General features: G+C 38.8%; 15 protein-coding genes, 1 pseudogene and 1 riboswitch. Of the genes and pseudogenes, 8 read left to right on the forward strand and 8 right to left on the reverse strand.

Going from position 1 to position 18,662, the window contains the following annotated elements:
* The first annotated feature begins 182 nt into the window (after nt 1–182).
* The 7 genes from parE (at nt 183) to ADM90_RS14725 (ending at nt 8,567) form a co-directional block, all read left to right on the forward strand.
* Entirely contained in the window at nt 183–2,186 is a 2,004-nt protein-coding gene (parE, locus tag ADM90_RS14695; protein WP_053995710.1) for a DNA topoisomerase IV subunit B, read from the forward strand.
* Nucleotides 2,183–4,630, forward strand: coding sequence for a DNA topoisomerase IV subunit A (parC, locus tag ADM90_RS14700; protein ID WP_053995711.1), 2,448 nt, complete (start codon nt 2,183–2,185; stop codon nt 4,628–4,630). The genes parE and parC overlap by 4 nt, the downstream gene beginning before the upstream one ends.
* 128 nt (nt 4,631–4,758) lie before the next feature.
* A riboswitch (TPP riboswitch) is annotated at nt 4,759–4,869 on the forward strand.
* A 168-nt stretch (nt 4,870–5,037) separates the two neighbouring features.
* Nucleotides 5,038–6,039, forward strand: a complete 1,002-nt coding sequence (locus ADM90_RS14705; protein WP_053995712.1) for an ABC transporter substrate-binding protein — start codon at nt 5,038–5,040, stop codon at nt 6,037–6,039.
* Nucleotide 6,040: 1 nt separating this feature from the next.
* Complete coding sequence (locus ADM90_RS14710; RefSeq protein WP_053995713.1) at nt 6,041–6,331, forward strand: thiamine-binding protein; 291 nt, start codon at nt 6,041–6,043, stop codon at nt 6,329–6,331.
* Entirely contained in the window at nt 6,331–7,104 is a 774-nt protein-coding gene (locus ADM90_RS14715) for an ABC transporter permease (RefSeq protein WP_053995714.1), read from the forward strand. Before ADM90_RS14710 ends, ADM90_RS14715 begins: the two co-directional genes overlap by 1 nt.
* Complete coding sequence (locus ADM90_RS14720; protein ID WP_053995715.1) at nt 7,079–7,828, forward strand: ABC transporter ATP-binding protein; 750 nt, start codon at nt 7,079–7,081, stop codon at nt 7,826–7,828. The genes ADM90_RS14715 and ADM90_RS14720 overlap by 26 nt, the downstream gene beginning before the upstream one ends.
* Complete coding sequence (locus tag ADM90_RS14725) at nt 7,818–8,567, forward strand: TatD family hydrolase (protein ID WP_053995743.1); 750 nt, start codon at nt 7,818–7,820, stop codon at nt 8,565–8,567. Before ADM90_RS14720 ends, ADM90_RS14725 begins: the two co-directional genes overlap by 11 nt.
* A 27-nt stretch (nt 8,568–8,594) precedes the next feature.
* On the opposite strand, the gene ADM90_RS24720 is transcribed toward ADM90_RS14725, so the two are convergent.
* The 6 genes from ADM90_RS24720 to ADM90_RS14755 all read right to left on the reverse strand — a co-directional run bounded on the left by ADM90_RS24720 (nt 8,595) and on the right by ADM90_RS14755 (nt 14,358).
* On the reverse strand, nt 8,595–8,771 hold the full coding sequence (locus ADM90_RS24720) for a hypothetical protein (protein ID WP_162838607.1): 177 nt from the start codon (nt 8,769–8,771) through the stop codon (nt 8,595–8,597).
* A 66-nt stretch (nt 8,772–8,837) separates the two neighbouring features.
* Complete coding sequence (locus ADM90_RS14730) at nt 8,838–10,382, reverse strand: solute symporter family protein (RefSeq protein WP_053995716.1); 1,545 nt, start codon at nt 10,380–10,382, stop codon at nt 8,838–8,840.
* The gene (locus ADM90_RS14735) at nt 10,379–10,717 is read right to left on the reverse strand and encodes a DUF485 domain-containing protein (protein WP_053995717.1); all 339 of its coding nucleotides are present in this window, start codon (nt 10,715–10,717) and stop codon (nt 10,379–10,381) included. The genes ADM90_RS14730 and ADM90_RS14735 overlap by 4 nt, the downstream gene beginning before the upstream one ends.
* Before the next feature lie 341 nt (nt 10,718–11,058).
* Nucleotides 11,059–12,200, reverse strand: a protein-coding gene (locus ADM90_RS14740; protein ID WP_152927953.1) for an IS3 family transposase whose coding sequence is annotated in 2 segments (ribosomal slippage) — nt 11,059–11,927 and nt 11,927–12,200 — 1,143 coding nt in all. Because the reading frame shifts where the segments join, the coding sequence is not laid out codon by codon here.
* A gap of 268 nt (nt 12,201–12,468) precedes the next feature.
* On the reverse strand, nt 12,469–14,022 hold the full coding sequence (locus tag ADM90_RS14750) for a solute symporter family protein (protein WP_053995718.1): 1,554 nt from the start codon (nt 14,020–14,022) through the stop codon (nt 12,469–12,471).
* Complete coding sequence (locus tag ADM90_RS14755; RefSeq protein ID WP_053995719.1) at nt 14,023–14,358, reverse strand: DUF485 domain-containing protein; 336 nt, start codon at nt 14,356–14,358, stop codon at nt 14,023–14,025.
* A 567-nt stretch (nt 14,359–14,925) separates the two neighbouring features.
* Between ADM90_RS14755 and ADM90_RS14765 the strand changes: the two genes are divergently transcribed.
* On the forward strand, nt 14,926–15,522 hold the full coding sequence (locus ADM90_RS14765) for an SCO family protein (protein ID WP_053995721.1): 597 nt from the start codon (nt 14,926–14,928) through the stop codon (nt 15,520–15,522).
* Nucleotides 15,523–16,630: 1,108 nt separating this feature from the next.
* Here ADM90_RS14765 and ADM90_RS23895 read toward each other — a convergent pair.
* Together ADM90_RS23895 and ADM90_RS14780 are read right to left on the reverse strand one after the other, a co-directional pair.
* Nucleotides 16,631–17,193 (reverse strand): annotated as a pseudogene (locus tag ADM90_RS23895) (alpha/beta hydrolase); the annotation flags it as partial.
* Between the two features lie 67 nt (nt 17,194–17,260).
* A complete protein-coding gene (locus tag ADM90_RS14780) occupies nt 17,261–18,613 on the reverse strand; it encodes a transposase (protein ID WP_053994487.1) in 1,353 nt (450 codons plus the stop codon).
* Nucleotides 18,614–18,662 lie beyond the last annotated feature (49 nt).

Consider the following 18,662-nt stretch of genomic DNA (forward strand, 5'->3'; position numbering starts at 1 on the left):
ATGCGTAATGATGCGTCAAATGTTACGATTAAGAGAAGAGCAGCTACTTAACTTGCTTAAATCCCATTTTTAAGAAAGTGTTGAAGATGTTTACTATTGAAAAAAGTAAAATGAAATAAGACCTGTCGCTAGATCTTGACAGGAAATGCTATGATTGATTAGGATGAGAATAGTAATAGAACATGCGTTTGTTTTTGGAGGGGAATTTTTTGACGAATAAACAGTCACCTAGCGTCTATAATGATGACGCTATACAAGTATTAGAAGGATTAGAAGCGGTACGCAAACGACCCGGCATGTATATCGGTTCAACAGATGGCCGTGGACTTCACCACCTTGTGTATGAAATCGTAGATAATGCGGTGGATGAAGCACTGGCTGGCTTTGGCGCTCATATTATTGTCACGATTCATAAAGATCAAAGTGTAAGTGTGCGTGATTTTGGCCGTGGAATGCCAACAGGTATGCATAAAATGGGCAAGCCAACCCCTGAAATTATTTTTACAGTATTACATGCTGGCGGGAAATTTGGACAGGGCGGTTATAAGACAAGTGGCGGCTTGCATGGTGTAGGCTCCTCTGTTGTGAATGCGCTATCAACCTTTTTAGAGGTAACGATTCATCGTGATGGGAAAAAATATCGTCAGCGCTTTGAAAATGGCGGACATCCTGTAACAACGCTTGAAGAAATCGGGCAAACAAAGCAAACAGGGACACTTGTTCATTTTCTACCAGACGAGACCATTTTCTCTGTGACGAAATTTAACTATGATACATTAGCAGAGCGTTTACGTGAGTCAGCTTTTTTATTAAAGGGCTTAAAAATTGAATTAACCGATGAGCGCGAGGAAGGCAAAAAGGATGTGTTCTTTTATGAGAACGGTATTGAAGCTTTCGTTGCGTATTTGAATGAAGAAAAAGATGTCCTTCATCCTGTGAAATATGTAGAAGGCATACAAGATGATATCGAAGTAGAGTTTGCTTTCCAATATAACGATGGCTATTCCGAAACGATTTTATCCTTTGTCAATAATGTGCGTACACGTGATGGTGGGACACATGAAACAGGTGCAAAAGCGGCACTCACACGCGTTTTTAATGAATATGCAAGGAAAATTGGCTTGCTGAAGGAAAAGGATAAAAACCTAGAAGGAACAGATATTCGAGAGGGTTTAGCGGCCATCGTCTCTGTGCGAATTCCAGAGCATTTACTACAGTTTGAGGGACAAACCAAGGGTAAACTCGGCACAAGTGAGGCTCGTTCCGCTGTAGATAGTGTTGTATCAGAGCAAATTTTATATGTGCTGGAGGAAAATGCGGAATTATCAGCCTCTCTTGTCCGTAAAGCAATTCGTGCCCAGCAAGTGCGAGAAGCGGCTCGAAAGGCACGTGAGGATGCACGAAATGGCAAGAAAAACAAAAAGGGTAGTACGATTCTATCTGGAAAACTAACGCCAGCTCAGTCACGCAATGCGGCGAAAAATGAGCTGTATTTAGTCGAGGGCGATTCTGCTGGTGGCTCTGCCAAGCAAGGCCGTGATCGCACATTCCAAGCGATTTTACCGTTGCGCGGAAAGGTCATTAATACCGAAAAAGCAAAGCTGCAGGACATTATGAAAAACGAGGAAATTTCAACGATTATTCATGCGATTGGTGCAGGTGTTGGTTCAGACTTCTCTGTTGAAGATTCCGCCTACAATAAAGTTGTCATTATGACCGATGCGGATACAGACGGGGCGCATATTCAAGTCTTGCTATTAACGTTCTTCTATCGTTATATGCGTCCGCTTATTGAGGATGGGAAAGTCTTTATTGCACTGCCACCATTATATAAAGTGTCTAAAGGAACAGGGAAAAAAGAAGTGGTTGAATATGCTTGGACAGAAAGCGATTTACAAAAGGCCATCAAAAAAGTGGGCAAGGGTTACATACTACAGCGCTATAAAGGACTTGGTGAGATGAATGCAGACCAGCTGTGGGATACAACGATGAACCCTGAAACACGTACATTAATTCGTGTCACAATTGAGGATGGTGCACGAGCAGAACGACGTGTCACGACGTTGATGGGGGATAAGGTAGAACCACGTCGTAAATGGATCGAAGCGAATGTAGACTTCGGTATGGAGGATGATGCCAATATTTTAGATAATGAATTCATCCAACAAGAGGAGGGCCAAGCATGAGTAGTATAGAAGTATTCCAAGATTTACCTTTAGAAGAAGTAATGGGTGACCGTTTTGGTCGCTATAGTAAATATATTATTCAAGACCGCGCGTTGCCTGATGCACGCGACGGTCTTAAACCTGTGCAGCGTCGTATTTTATATGCGATGCACACAGAGGGCAATACACATGATAAGCCATTTCGTAAATCGGCTAAAACCGTCGGGAATGTTATTGGTAATTACCATCCACACGGCGATAGCTCTGTCTATGAAGCGATGGTACGTATGAGTCAGGATTGGAAGGCACGCCATATGCTAATTGAAATGCATGGCAACAATGGCTCAGTTGATGGAGACCCACCTGCTGCGATGCGTTATACAGAGGCAAGGCTTTCTACTATTGCGGCTGAAATGCTGCGAGATATTGGTAAGAAAACAGTGGAGTTTGTGCCGAACTTTGATGACCAGGATATGGAGCCAACCGTTTTACCTGCACGTTTCCCAAATTTATTGGTCAATGGCTCTACAGGGATTTCTGCTGGCTATGCCACAGATATTCCACCCCATGCATTAGATGAGGTGTTAAATGCGGTTTTAATGCGCTTAGACAAGCCAAATACGACAGTGGATGAATTGATGACGGTAATAAAAGGACCTGATTTCCCAACAGGTGGTATTATTCAAGGTGTTGACGGTATTAAAAAGGCTTATGAAACAGGTCGTGGCAAAATTATTGTACGCGCACAAGCGGTTGTAGAGCCGATTAAGGGTGGCAAGGAGCAAATCGTTATTACTGAATTGCCATACGATGTTAATAAAGCGAATCTTGTGAAAAAAATCGATGAGCAACGCGTGGATAAACGCCTAGAAGGCATTGCCGAAATTCGTGATGAATCAGATCGCACAGGCTTACGTATTGTCATTGAGCTTAAAAAGGATATACCAGGACAAGGAATTTTACAGTATCTATTTAAAACAACCGATTTACAGATAGCTTATAACTTTAATATGATTGCGATTCATAATCGTCGTCCAACGATGATGACATTGCCATTATTGCTGGATGCCTATATTGCCCATCAGAAGGAAGTTGTCACAAATCGTTCCATTTATGATTTACAAAAGGCAAAGGATCGTTCACATATTGTAGATGGTCTTATAAAAGCACTGTCTATTTTAGATGAGGTCATTGCTACGATTCGTGCCTCTAATGATAAAAAAGATGCTAAGCAAAATTTACAAGCAAAGTTTGATTTTACAGAAATACAAGCAGAGGCAATTGTCAGCCTGCAATTATACCGTTTAACCAATACTGATATTACAGAGCTTCGTAAAGAGCAGGATGAGCTGAATAAAATAATTGCCAAGCTAGAAGGCATTTTGCAAAGTGAGGCAAAGCTTATACGTGTGATCAAGCAGGAATTACAAGACATTAAAAAGCGCTTTACAGAGCCACGTCGCTCCAAAATTGAGCAAGAAATTGAAGAAATTAAAATTACCTTAGATGTGCTTGTGCCAAGTGAGGAAGTGGTGGTCACTGTCACAAAGGATGGCTATATTAAACGTACATCCACGCGTTCACATGCCGCTTCGAATGGACAGGATTGTGCGATGAAGGACTCGGATTACTTATTGTATGAAGCAACCTTAAATACACAGCATCATCTGTTACTCTTTACAAATCGAGGAAATTATATTTATCAGCCTGTTCATGAGCTTCCTGATATTCGCTGGAAGGAGCTTGGTCAGCATATTTCCAGTATTGTGCCAACAGGTGAGGATGAAGCCATTATCGCAGTCTATGGCTTTGCTACATTTGAGCAGCCAAATACCTATATCCTTACAGCCACAAAAGATGGGCAAATTAAACGATCTCCATTAGTAGATTATGTTGTGACACGTTATTCGAAGCCAATTAAAACGATGAATGTGAAGGCTGGCGATACACTGATTTATGCCGCCCTTGTGACGGATGCTGTAGAGCTTATGCTGACAACAGATACTGCGTATGCCATTCGTTTCCCAATTGAAGAATTACCTGTAACAGGTGTAAAAACAGGCGGAGTAAAAGGTATTACGCTAAAAGAGGGAGAAGCCTTAGTTGGTGTGAATGTGTTACAGCCTGATGAAACACAGTATGTGGTCATTGTGACACAGCGTGGAGCAGTAAAGAAGATGAATGTCGCTGAAGTAGAGATGGCCAATCGAGCAAAGCGTGGGCTTAAAATATTAACAGAATTAAAGGCAAATCCACACCGTATTGTGGCGATTGTTCAAGCAACGGATAAGGAGCAGGTCGTGATTGAAACCGAAAAAGGGATGCAGGAGGTGTTAGATGTACAAGCCTTAACACGTGCAGATCGTCATTCTAACGGTTCCTTTAAGGTGGATGTTGCAACAGATGGGCCGATTTCACATGTACAAATCGCAAAAAAAGAGCCAGCTGACGCAAAAGAGAGTTAGTATAATTGAATGCATCGTTCTGTACCAGTTACAGGGCGGTGCTTTTTTAGTTATACATCTAAAATTTAGACCTGCCCTTGTCATTTCCAATCAACTATGGGTATAATAATCATCGAAAAGTTCATAGTGAAAGAATGTAGGGGGGCTAGTAGCGGCTAGCTGAGATTGTGTCCGATAGGCACTGACCCTTTGAACCTGATTTGGCTCGTACCAGCGTAGGGAACATCTATTCAAAAAAAAGCATTATTTTGGAGATTGATTGTGAGACGTCTGGGAGAAATCCTAGGCGTTTTTTATTTTGGTTCAGCGGTTATCAAGATGGCGTCATGCTACATTTTGCCAATGTTCTTCTGGTGCTAACATTCATTTTATGAACGCTTTCATATTTTAAATTAGGAGGATTTCGCATGAAAAAATGGGCATTTATTGTATTGACATTCGCAGCACTGCTTGCACTTGTTGGCTGTGGGGAGAAGGAGGACAAGCAAGCTGATGATGCACCCAAAAAGGTTTCTGTTGTCCTTGATTGGACACCGAATACCAATCATACAGGGCTTTATGTAGCAAAAGAACTTGGCTATTTTGAGGAACAGGGCTTAGATGTGGAAATTATTATGCCTGGTGAGGCGGGAGCTGATCAGCTTGTGGCATCTGGGAAGGCGGAGTTTGGGGTTAGCTATCAGGAGGGCATTACACAGGCTCGTGTACAGGATGTGCCACTTGTTTCCATCGCTGCGATTATTCAGCATAATACCTCTGGCTTTGCTTCTATTGCCTCGAAGGGTATTACGTCGCCAAAGGATTTTGAAGGAAAAACATATGGTGGCTGGGGTGCACCACTTGAGCAAGCAGTATTGCAATCCTTAATGCAAACAGAGGACGCCGATATCGATAAGCTTGATATTGTAAATGCAGGCGATTTAGATTTCTTTACCATGATGCAAAAGGATATTGATTTTGCGTGGATTTATTATGCATGGACAGGTATTGAGGCAGAGCTTCGTGGTGAACAGATTAATATGCTGTATTTAACGGATTATAGTGAGCAGCTTGATTATTATACACCTGTCTTGGCAACAAATGAAAAGATGATTGAAAACAATCCTGACATGGTGAAGGCATTTGTGGCTGCTACAGCAAAAGGCTATGAATATGCAATCGAGCATCCTAGTGAGGCAGCTGATATTTTACTAGAAGCGGCTCCTGATTTAGATAAAGAACTGGTACATAAAAGTCAAGAATGGTTAGCGGATAAGTATCAGGATGATGCAGCACAATGGGGAGAGCAAAAGCTAGCTGTTTGGGAAAACTATGCAAACTGGATGTCCAGCAATCAGGTATTAGAGGGCGACTTCCATGCAGAGCAAGCTTTTACCAATGACTTTTTACCAAAAAAGGAGAAAAACTAATATGGCAAATTCATTAATCAGTGTTCAAATTATCCCAAAAACAGAAAAATATGAGGATATTATTCCTTATGTTGATGCGGCTATTGCTGTTATCGATGCTTCAGGTGTGAAGTACGAGGTACATCCACTTGAAACAACAATGGAGGGTGAGCTGTCAGTATTGCTGCAAATTATTGAGAAAATGAATGATAAAATGATTGAACTTGGTGCCATCAATGTGATTACACAGGTGAAAATTTTATATCAGCCATCTGGTATTACCATGAGTACATTAACGGAGAAATATCAGTAATGAAACAAGCATTGCACAAGGGAAGGACGATATTTTTTATCGCCTTCCTCTTATTCGTCTGGGAGCTAATTGTGCATATGGCTGAAGTTCCCCATTGGCTACTACCTGCACCAAGTAGTATTTTGTTGGAAGCCTTTCAGTCGTACCAGGCCTTTCTACCACATGCTTTTGCAACGGTGCAATTAGCATTGTTAGGGCTTGCCATTGGGATTGGCTGCGGTTTAACAGTTGCCATTGTCTTACATCGTTTTACATTTATTCGTGAGCTATTTTATCCGATTCTGATTATGTCGCAAAATATTCCAATTCTTGTATTAGCACCACTGCTTATTATTTGGTTTGGCTTTGGCTTATTACCAAAGCTGATTATCATTTGTCTTGTATGCTTTTTTCCGATTGTGATTGCCGCGATGGATGGTTTCCGTCAAACGGACGCTGCGTTAAAGCATTATTTTGAAATGATTGGTGCATCAAAGGCACAAACCTTTTGGAAGCTAGAATGGCCTTATGCCTATCCAGCGATCTTCTCAGGCATTAAAATCGCTGCTACTTACAGCGTGATGGGAGCGGTGATTGCAGAGTGGCTTGGTGCAAAAAAGGGCATTGGCGTTTATATGACCTTAGCACAGTCCTCCTTCCGCACAGATCGTGTGTTTGTGGCAATTTTTGCGATTGTTTTATTAAGCTTATTGTTATTTAGCAGTATTCGTTTGATTGAAAAATTCATGGTGAAGGGGAGAGGCTATTATGCTCAGCATTCAAAACATCGCTAAGTCCTTTGACGCCCTTCAAGTTCTCGAGGATTTATCCTTTGAGGTGAGGGATGGCGAATTTGTAGCAATTATTGGACCCTCAGGCAGTGGCAAAAGTACACTTTTTCAATTAATTGGTGGTGTCGCATCCATTGATAAAGGAGCTATTTTATTAAATGAAGGGGATATTCAGCAAAAAAGGGGAACAATTGGCTATATGCCACAGCAGCCTTCTTTACTGCCATGGCGTACGGTTTTAGAGAATGTAACCATTGTCGAGGAGCTTCAGCGTAAACCTAATACAGAGCGTGCTAAGATATGGTTAAAAAAGGTTGGGCTTGAGTCATTTATTCATGCGTACCCACATGAATTATCAGGGGGAATGCAACAACGCGTATCTTTTATACGGGCTATGGTCAGTGATAAGCCTATTTTATGTTTAGATGAACCATTTTCTGCACTGGATGAATTTACAAGGCTAGAAATGCAGGCATGGCTTTTATCCATTTGGGAGGAATATCGCAAATCGATTTTATTTGTGACCCATAGTATTGAGGAGGCACTTTTTTTAGCAGATCGTATTTTGATATTAACGAAACGCCCTGCTTCTATCAAAAAGGAAATGATTGTACCATTTGCTAGACCACGGCAAGAGGAAATTCGCCATTCTACTACATTTACAGCGTTGAAGCAACAGTTATTTACATACTTACAGGAAGAAAAGGGAGATGTCTATGCTGATTGATGCCCATATTCATTTAGAGCAGTATATGGCTGAGGAAATTCCTTCCTTGCTAGATGAGGTAGATGCGGTGATTGCCGTGAGTATGGAGCTATCTTCTTGTAAAAAAACATGGCTGTTAGCCCAAACATATCATAAGGTGAAGGCTGCCTTTGGTTTTCATCCGGAGCAGCCTTTGCCAAGTTCAAAAGATGAGACTGTATTATTTGAGTGGATTCGTTGTCATGCAGCTGATATGGTCGCTGTGGGCGAGGTAGGTTTACCGTATTATTTAAGGAAGGAACAAGCAATTGATAATGCTCCATATATCGCTTTGCTAGAGCGTTTTATTGTCTTGGCTAAAGAGCTCCATAAACCGATTATTTTACATGCAATTTATGAGGATGCCGCCATTGCCTGTGATTTGCTTGAAAAGCATCAGATCAATCAAGCGCATTTCCATTGGTTTAAAGGGGATCAGGCAGTCGTACAACGAATGATTCGACATGGTTATTTTATCTCTATTACTCCTGATTGTTTGTATGAGCAGGAGATTCAGCAATTAATTCAAGTCTATCCGATTGAGTTGATGATGGTGGAAACAGATGGGCCTTGGCCATTTGAAGGACCTTTTGCAGGTAAACGAACAGCGCCATGGATGATACATTCAACCATTGGTATGATTGCGGTAATCAAGGGGTTAACTGCACAGGAAGCGGCGTATATATTGACGCAAAACGCAAAAAACTTCTATCAACTTTAACGCTTAAAAAGCAGAATCAGCAACGATTTAATCGTCCTGATCCTGCTTTTTATATTTAGTGTGATCCTGCTCTAATTGCTCGCGCTTTGTTTTCGTCACTCGTTCATGCGTACTGAATAGGGTAGACTGTCGATTTTTTTCAACATCCTTGCCACTGATCCGTTTGCTATGCTTACGCTTCTTTTTTGCCTTTGATTGTGACATAGTTGTTTCCTACCTTTCCAAAAGTAAAACCTCGTAAGCATGATACTTACGAGGTGTTTACACATATTAGTGAGATACGTCCTGTACAGAAATACCTGTGTTTGCTTTAACGTCAACTTCACGATATTTCGCCTCATCGCTTTCTTTAGAAAGCAATGTGCCAATAAAGCCGCCAAGGAAGCCAAGCGGTACAGAAATAAGGGCTGGGTTCGTTAACATAATTAACGGATCGCCCACAAAGATTGCTTTACCTTCAACTGGATTCCATACGTTTGGTGACACAGCTACGATTGCTAATGCTGAAATTAATCCTGTTAGCATCGCTGTTACAGCACCTGCTGTATTAAAGCGTTTCCAGTAGATTGTGTAAAGAATTACTGGAAGGTTAGCAGAACCTGCAATACAGAATGCAAGTGATACTAGGAACGCAACGTTTAATGTTTGTGCCCCAAGTGCTAATAAAATAGAGACAACAGAGATTGTGATCGAACCAATACGAGCTGCAAGAACCTGCTCTTTCTCTGAAATTTTACCTTTTTTAATAATTTGACCATAAATATCATGAGATAGGGCAGATGCACCAGAAAGTACAAGACCTGCTACTACCGCTAAAATTGTCGCGAATGCTACCGCACAAACGAATGAGAATAGAATATCGCCACCAAGTACTTCTGCAAGAAGTGGGGCAGCCATGTTACCAGCAGGGTTAGCTGCAATAATATCTTCTTTTCCAACGAATGCTGCTGCACCAAAGCCTAAGAAAATTGTTAATACATAGAATAAACCTACAATCCAAGTAGCCCAAATAACTGAAGAACGAGCTGTTTTTGCATCTTTTACTGTAAAGAAGCGCATTAGGATATGTGGTAGACCTGCAGTACCTACTACTAAGGCAATTAGCATTGAAATTGTATCAATACCATTTGTATATTTAAGACCTGGGTTTAAATAAGCAGCACCATTATCGGTAGCTTTGGACATTTCGCTAAACATTGTAGCAATGCTGAAATCAAATTTCAATAATACTAAGAAAGAAATAATTACTGTACCAATCATTAAAAGACAAGCTTTAATAATTTGTACCCAAGATGTTGCTGTCATACCACCGAATAATACGTAAGTTGTCATCATAACACCTACAATTAATACGGCAATCCAATAGTCGATTCCTAAAAGTAATTGAATAAGTGCTCCTGCACCAACTAGCTGTGCAATCATGTAGAATAAAACAATTGTAATTGTACTTAAAGCTGCTGTTCCACGAACCTTTGAATTATTAAAACGTGCTGTAATCATATCAGCTAGTGTAAATTTCCCAAGGTTACGTAATGGCTCAGCTACGATGTATAGTACCACTAAGTAAGCTACTAAATAACCAACAGAGAAGAAGAATCCATCAAATCCAAATAGTGCTACTGCACCAGCAATACCTAGGAAAGACGCTGCAGATAAATAGTCACCAGCAATAGCTAGTCCATTTTGCCAGCCTGTTAAACCACCACCAGCTGTGTAGAAGTCACTTGCTGAAGAATTACGTTTAGATGCCCACCATGTAACAACTAATGTTAAACCAACAATGGCTACGAAGAAGAATATAGCTGTAAAACTCATCGGCGGCCACCTCCATTTTCATATTCAGCGATAATCGCCTTTGCCTCTCTATCATAGCTGTTCGCTTTTGCTACGTATAGATGACATAAACTCCAAGTCATAATGAATAATCCTGCAGCATAGATCCACACCCAAGTGATTTCCCCAATAGCCTTTTGGTGTAGAATTGTCGTATATGATGTCAAAATTGGTAACAACATGTAAGCTGCTAAAAATATGACAGTCATAGACCATAGAAAAGCATTTTTCTTTCGTACAAGTGACTTAAACGACTCCTGCTTTGCAATTGCATCGTAGTCAATTACAACTTCTTTTTTTGTTAGATTGTTCGCCATTAACATTTCCCATTTGTGTGTTTTTTTACTGCCTTAAGACTTATTTTTGCTAGTTTAGTGAATTCACATTTTCATTTTATGAAACAGTTTACAAAATTGCAATACATTTCAGAAAAATTATGCAAAAAAAATTTCCTAGAAAATAGTCCTAGGGGAGAAAAAATGCTCTAAAGTCAAGCAGACAAAGGGTTTTAGAATATTCAGATAAATAAAAGAAGTGAAGAGAAATCTACGTTCTTCATAAAAAATGGATGGTAAATTTACAAAAAAAATCGATTTTTTCAAGTGAAATTAAACACTGGCACTGAATACTATTTTTGAGACAGTATGAAAACACCTTATTATACAGCCAGTTGACGGTATTGAACCGGCGACTGGTTGTTTAATTTCGTTTTAATCCGAATATTGTTATAATAGTAAATGTATTCTTCGACAATATTTATGACACACGCATTTGTTGTGCGATAAATATCATCGAGGTAGAACGTTTCAGACTTTAGCGAGGAGTGAAACGTTTCAATTGGGGAATTATCAGCGGGCGTGCCTTTACGAGACATGCTCATGGTCATTCCTTTTTCTTTGACTGCCTTCTGATATGCATAAGATGTGTAAACAGAACCCTGGTCGCTATGCAGGATACAGCCTTCTGGTAGATCGGGTAATTGATTTAGCGTATCTAAGACAAAGTCGGTATCTTGTGTAAAACCAATTGTAAACGCAATAACCTCGCCATTAAATAGGTCTAAGATACTTGAAAGGTACATCATAGATTGTCCAAAAGGCAAGTAAGTAATATCTGTTACGAGCCTTTCTAGCGGTTTTAATGCCGTAAAATCACGTGCTAATAAGTTAGGAACAATGTGAGCTGGTTGTCCCGTACGTTTACGTTTCTTTACCTTTACACGACATTGCCAGCCGTATTTTTGCATCACACGTTGCACCGTTTTCTCACTAATGTCAGTAAGTAATTCTGTGATTTTTCGATAGCCGTATCTGAATTTGTGTAACTTGCACAAGTCGCCAATTTGTTGGTCTCGAAGATCCTTTTGAGTGAATTTATTTTCATTGACCTTCCAGCGATAATACGACGAACGAGCTACACCTAAATGACGGCAGATTTCACCAATCGGCATCCTTTCTTTTAACTCCTCTACTAGCTCTACTACAACTTTTGGGACCACTTCCTCTCCAACTCTGCGTACTTTTTTAACACTTCAATTTGTTGCTTTAAATAACGATTCTCTGCTTGTAACTTAGCGGTTTCACTTTCATATTCAGGCCCTTTGCCAAATGTATATTGTTTTCCTACTGGCTGTTCAAGACGATGTAATTCGCCGTTCTTGTACCATTTCATCCATGTTTTTAACTGAGAATGGTTACGAATATTTAGCTCCTCTAGTACTTGTTTTACAGGAATGCCTGCTAATCTCATTTCAATTGCTTTCATTTTCACTTCCACTGGGTAACTCACTCTTGTCCCCATAGAAAAACACCTCCACATTGATTTGATAAGGTACAATACCCGTTTTTCAACGAAAGGTGTTTTTATTTGTCTCATTTTTTTAGGTCAGTGCCCACTATTATCCTAGTGAAAATTGGTTTTTTTCTGTTTTTTGGAAGAAAAATAATATTGTTCGATAAGTAATTTAGTAGAAAACAATAACAAAAAATGCGAAAAAATCGACAAAAAATCGGTTTTTTCGCATGTTTTTTGTATATTTTGAATGAAGATTCATTGCTTACCTAACTTATTAATGAGAAATATCTGATACAGAGACACCTGTATTCGCTTTTACACGAATTTCTTTATAAATACGCTCTGCCTCTGCATCTGAAACTTTACTGGATGACAGAATCGTACCAAGGTATCCCGCAATAAAGCCCAGTGGAATAGTAATAATAGCTGGTACAGCAAGCGGAACAAGCGGCGTCCCAACAAAAATAGCAGCACCTTCAACAGGACTCCAAACATTTGGTCCCATCGCCCCTAAAATTAAGCATGATACTAACCCTGTCACCATAGCTGTTACGGCACCTGTTGAATTGAACTTCTTCCAGTAAATTGTATAAAGAATAACAGGTAAGTTCGCAGATGCACCGATACAAAACGCAAAGGATACGAGGAACGAAACATTTAAGCTTTGCGCAAATAAAGCTAAAATAATCGATACAATCGCAATTGAAATAGAGCCTGTACGAGCAGCGATTACTTGCTGCTTTTCTGTTAATTTTCCATCTTTAATAATTTCCCCATAAATATCATGAGAAATAGCAGAAGCTCCTGTTAATACTAAGCCTGATACAACTGCTAAAATTGTCGCAAAGGCTACAGCACCGATAAATGCCATTAATACATCTCCACCTAAGTATTGTGCAAGCAGTGGGGCAGCCGTGTTGCCAGCTTTACTTTCAGCAAGAATTTGATCAAGTCCTACAAAGTTTAATGCACCGAACCCTAAGAAAATTGTTAATGAGAAGAAAATAGCTGTAATCCAAGTTGTCCAAGAAATAGAAGCACGTGCTGTCTTTGCATCTTTTACAGTAAAGAAGCGCATTAAAATATGCGGTAAGCCTGATGTTCCTAAAACTAACGCCATCATCATAGAAACAGAGTCAATTGTACTTGTATATTTAATACCTGGTACAAGGAATTCCTCACCATGCTCTGTAGCAATCGTATCGAACATCTTCACTAGAGAAAAATCAAATTTCACTAATACTAATGTTGCTAATAAGCCTGTCCCAAATAATAGCAATGTTGCTTTAATGATTTGTACCCAAGACGTAGCTGTCATACCACCAAATAATACATAAGTTGTCATCATTACACCGACAATTAACACGGCAACCCAATATTCAATACCAAATAATAGTTTAATAAGTGCACCAGCACCAACTAGCTGTGCAATCATATACAGAATCACAATAATAATTGTGCCTGATGCAGCCACACCGCGAATGCGCTTTTCATTAAAGCGTGCTGTCAGCATATCTGCTAATGTATAACGACCTAAATTACGCATAGGCTCAGCAATAACATAAAGCAACACTAAATTGGCTACTACATAACCAACAGAGAAGAAGAAACCATCAAAACCTGTTAAAGCGATAGCACCAGACACCCCAAGAAAGGCTGCTGCTGATAAATAGTCACCTGCAATGGCAAACCCATTTTGCCAGCCCTTTAAACCACCGCCAGCCGTATAGAAATCAGCCGCCGAGGACGTACGCTTAGCTGCAATATATGTAACAACAAGCGTTAAACTAACAATTGCTAAAAAGAAACCAACCGATACTAAATTCATTTATTTTCCGCCTTTCGCTTGATACTCTGCTAGCACAGCAGCTGCAGCTTTATCGAATGAAGCAGCTTTTTTTACATATACTGTACAGAGCACAATAGTCATGATAAATAATCCTGCAGAATAAACCCAAACACCCGTAATATTTCCGATGAACTTTTGTTGTAGTACAGGCTGGAAAGCAAGGATGGGCAGCAAGATATAAAGGATTAAAAATATTGCTGTAATCGAGAAAAGGAAGGTATTTTTCCTTTTGACAAAGCTATTGAATGATTCCATTGCTTCAATTGCATCATAATCAATTGCTTGCGCTTGTTTTTTGCTTGAAACGTTCGCCATTATTATTCCCCCTAAAGTTATATATTTCTGTTTTAAACGACATATTTCTTTTTGATTCGTCGTTATATTCACTTATTTTATGGTGGAGATTCCTATAATGCAATACTAAATTTTGATTTTTAATAATTTTTAGTCAAATCAAAATGGTTGGAAGAACATAGAAATAATAAGGATTTAATAGAAATGATTTATTAGAAAGTAAGAGAAGTTTTCTGTGGAAATAATATTGTTAAAATAGTTTATGATGGAGAATAAGAAGTATGGGACAAAATTTAAACATAAAAGAGAATTTTCTGTAATTTATTATTGTACAATTGAAATTCATAAAATGTTAAAAAGTAGAAAAACTTTGTTATATAACAACTATCTGCTATTGCGAGAAATAATAAAAATAGTAAAAATAAGCTTTGAAAGAATTTTTAAAAAGATTGCGTTGTTTGGAAAATTTAGTATGAAGAATGTTCATTTGTTACATAAAAAGTAATAGGTGTATAAGGTTATTAGCTTGTATTTAACTTTTATAATGCATAAAATAAAAATGGTGATTGAAGGGAAGTGAGCCATTGTATGAAAAAGAAAAGTATCATGCTTATTTTAATACTGGTAATAAGCAGCGTGTTAACTGCCTGTGGAAGCTACAAGTTTGAACCGTCGTTAAATATAGAGGTTCAAGACTTTTCTATGACGAATCAACAAAATGAGCAGGTTCGTTTGGATGATTTAAAGGGAAAAACATGGCTGGCAATGTTTATCTTTACAAACTGTACAACAGTCTGCCCACCAATGACATTTAATATGACAGAAGTTCAACAGGCACTAGAGGACAAAAATGTTGAAGATTATGAGATCGTTGCGTTTAGTGTTGATCCTGAGGTAGATAAACCTGAAGTATTAGCAGATTACCTAAGTAAGTATAATGTTGTGGATCAAAGCAAGTGGCAACTATTAACGGGCTATGAACAAAAATTCATTGAGCAATTTGCACGCCAATCTTTTAATTCGGTGGTAAGAAATGATCCAAATTCAGACCAGGTCATACATATGTCACGTTATTATTTAGTGAACGCAGATGGAACAGTTGTAAAGGATTATGATGGCGCAACAGATGTACCAGTTGAAACGATTGTCGCAGATATGAAAGCTCTTATTAAAGAAAGTAAATAAAGCGTTTAACCAGTGAAAAACCCAAACTGTTAGAGTGAGGAAACTCGTAATAGTTTGGGTTTTCTGTTTACAGGCTAGGATGTCTCAACCGTATTTTTTAATTTGTCTCACTATTATTAGTATACTTTTCAATGAAATATAACTTCCTATAATTTATATTATGTAAACTAAAATCATTTGGCATGGAGGAGGGCTTGGATACGTCAACTACCCATATGTATATGGACAAAAACTTTTAGAGACTGCCACAAACCAGCCTTCTTTGTACGCGAGAAATTTAAAGCATTTTGATTCTTTGGACAAGAACTTTTAGACATTATATTTTTATGGAAAGTTGAAATACCTCAATGTAAATGGTCACTAAAGTCAAATGAATATGTCACCAAAGCAATGCGGTATGTGGCTGACTTTCTCCTATTATTTGAAAAAGAAAAAGATAGGATCTCTGTGGAATTCCATCTTGAAGTAAAGCATCTCGATAGTTTAAGTGTATTCTTTCACAAACTTGTTTATTTTTCACTTATCGTATTGTGGGAATGCAACCTTGTAGTCACATAAGAAAAGGGCTACCTTATTTTTATTAAAGAAAGTTCAATAAAAATAAGAAAACCCTAGGTGATTACATACCATACGTGAAGAGCAATACTTTGTTCGATTTGCATTTTACTACCTCAGCATACTGATATGTACGCTGTAATTGTATAAATGTCAAAATAACAATGTACATTTTTGCTTGTCTAAGCATGTACACTTTTGCTGATTAACTTCTTTTCTATACAAGTGTGTGAATAATTACAACTTGACATGGAGCCTCTACTCGCATGATTCGGTAGCCAAAACCCAGCTATGTCAAGGGCTGGCTAACCAGTTTAGGCTATCATGCTCGCCACTCCATGTAAAGTTGTAATATACAGAGGTAATCAAAAATGTACTTGGTTAAACAAGCGTTTTTGTACATATTTATTTCGACGTTTATATAATTGATTAGCTGTTAGATTCTTTAGTAAATATATCCAGCATTCATGTAGACAATCTTTTTTTCAAACAGTACGACTTTATTTCAAAGACACAACGATCTTACTACCCACTTTTTATTTATTCCATACTCTCATCTGCTAGTACTACTATTTTTTATTACCAAATTAGCCGTTTCACTCGGATGGTTAAGAGGAAAATGATGACCATATGGAACAAAATCAACCTTACCCAGATGCGAAGGAGCAGAATAGCCTCTGTCAGAATCCCCCCAAATAATGTGAAGATTATACTTTGTTACTTCATTGAAATCACCTTGAACGTTTTTCGATAGTAAAGTGTTAAGCTGAACCGTAGTATTTAAAATTCTAGGAGAAGTAAAACTTTTACTTAGTTTTTCAATATAATGTTCAGGGATGCTCTCTATACTTTCAAATAAACCATTACTTAATAAATATCGCTCTATCAAATTAGTAGTTGCCCATTTCAATGTCCATTTGTTCATAAATTGAGGAACATATATCGATTTAGCATTTTTTTAGTAACAGGTGGCTGAAGTAAAGTAATTGTATACTTCTTATCTATGTACTTTTGTACTAATGCTTCCAAAAGAATATACGCACCAAATGAATGGCCAATTAGATGGGCGCCGTTAGTAGCTTTCTCCAATAACTTTTTTAATACATTCAAATGAATCAATTTCATAAATCGATTTTTTCAAGAGCTTAGACTGCTCCTGTGTCTGATTTTTGTTTTTTAAAATTTAAGCTGCGTTGTTTTGTAGCTGTAAACGTACATTCATCCGATCGACTGCTAATTTGCAGGCATTATAAATAAACGTCACAAGGTTGAAGTGCAGTTTAGCTTTTCTACCGGTTTTGTGACGGACGTTGTTTAACTGAAAAAATTGCTTTAAATAAGCATTTACTCGTTCGACAGCTGTGCGTTCCTTGTAAAGTTTCTTCCATAGCTCGGAGCCACGTGCTGGAAACGTGTATTTGCGGATATCGGTTTCACACTTGATTTTAAACACCTTTTGACAGAGCGAGTCATCACGTAATGGACAGGTTGCGCAATCTTTTGGACGTGTGAACTTAAGCGTTTGATACTTTTCATCAAAGCTGTCGTAACAGTAGCTATGTTCACGCACACAGGTTGGACGGAAATGTTCATCAAAACCGATCATTTCGCCCTCACGTCTTTTCACATATGGAATCACAGCTTTCATCTCTTGTATTGAAATCTGGCGGTAAATTGCTTCATAGTCATAACCTGCATCGAAAATAGCCGTTGTGAAATGGTTAGGCATGATATGGTTCATCTTTTTTAGTAACGGAATCGCCGCTTTACTATCACTCAGATTGCCGGAAGACATTAGACGCGCCACGATATATTGGCTTTTTGTCGAAACAGCTAAATGCCCTTTAAAGCCGTACCAGAATGTGTTTTTACCATCGCTGTTTTTCTTGATGCCCCACTTTGGTTCAATGGGGATGTCTTGCCATAGAGTCGTCAATGGAATGGTTAATTGTGCTTCCAACTTCTTTTCAAAAGTCGTTTGATTCGCTTCAAGTTCTGCTTGTTCAGCGAGCCAGGCAGCACGTTCTTCTTTTGATTTACGACCACGTTTTTTCGGTTGTGTTTCTTTTTTCTCTGCTGGTTTTGCGGCATCTCTCGCTTCAAAATGTGTTGCATCAAAACTAAGGTGTTCCTCTTCAAGAAAACCTTCTGTAAAGGCAGCTTGAATAAGTTCATCGTGCATGCGATCTAAGACATCTGATTGACTAATCACGTCGACCATACGTGAATACGAGGCTTCAGATGGCACCGTGTCCGAAACTAAAAAGCCACAATCTAAGCGAAAGACGAAATCATGCGTTAATCGATTGACCAAATCTTTAACGGTAGGGATACGCTCGACAATGCGGATCATCAATGATTGAATCATCGCACCGTAGTTTAATTCTCGTGGAGCACCACGCATCGTCTTCTTTCGAAATAGTTGAAAGATTGGCTGCACATCGAAAGTGGCTAAAATAGCATCAAAACGACGAGAACTTTCCATTTTCAATAATTCACGGATGTCAAATAGGCTCATTTGTTTTACAATAGTCATGAGGCATCATTCCTTTTCGGTGGGTTGTTTAGTCGCTACCATTATACCG

Source organism: Lysinibacillus macroides, from assembly GCF_001281525.1.
GTDB classification, from domain to species: Bacteria; Bacillota; Bacilli; order Bacillales_A; family Planococcaceae; genus Lysinibacillus; species Lysinibacillus macroides.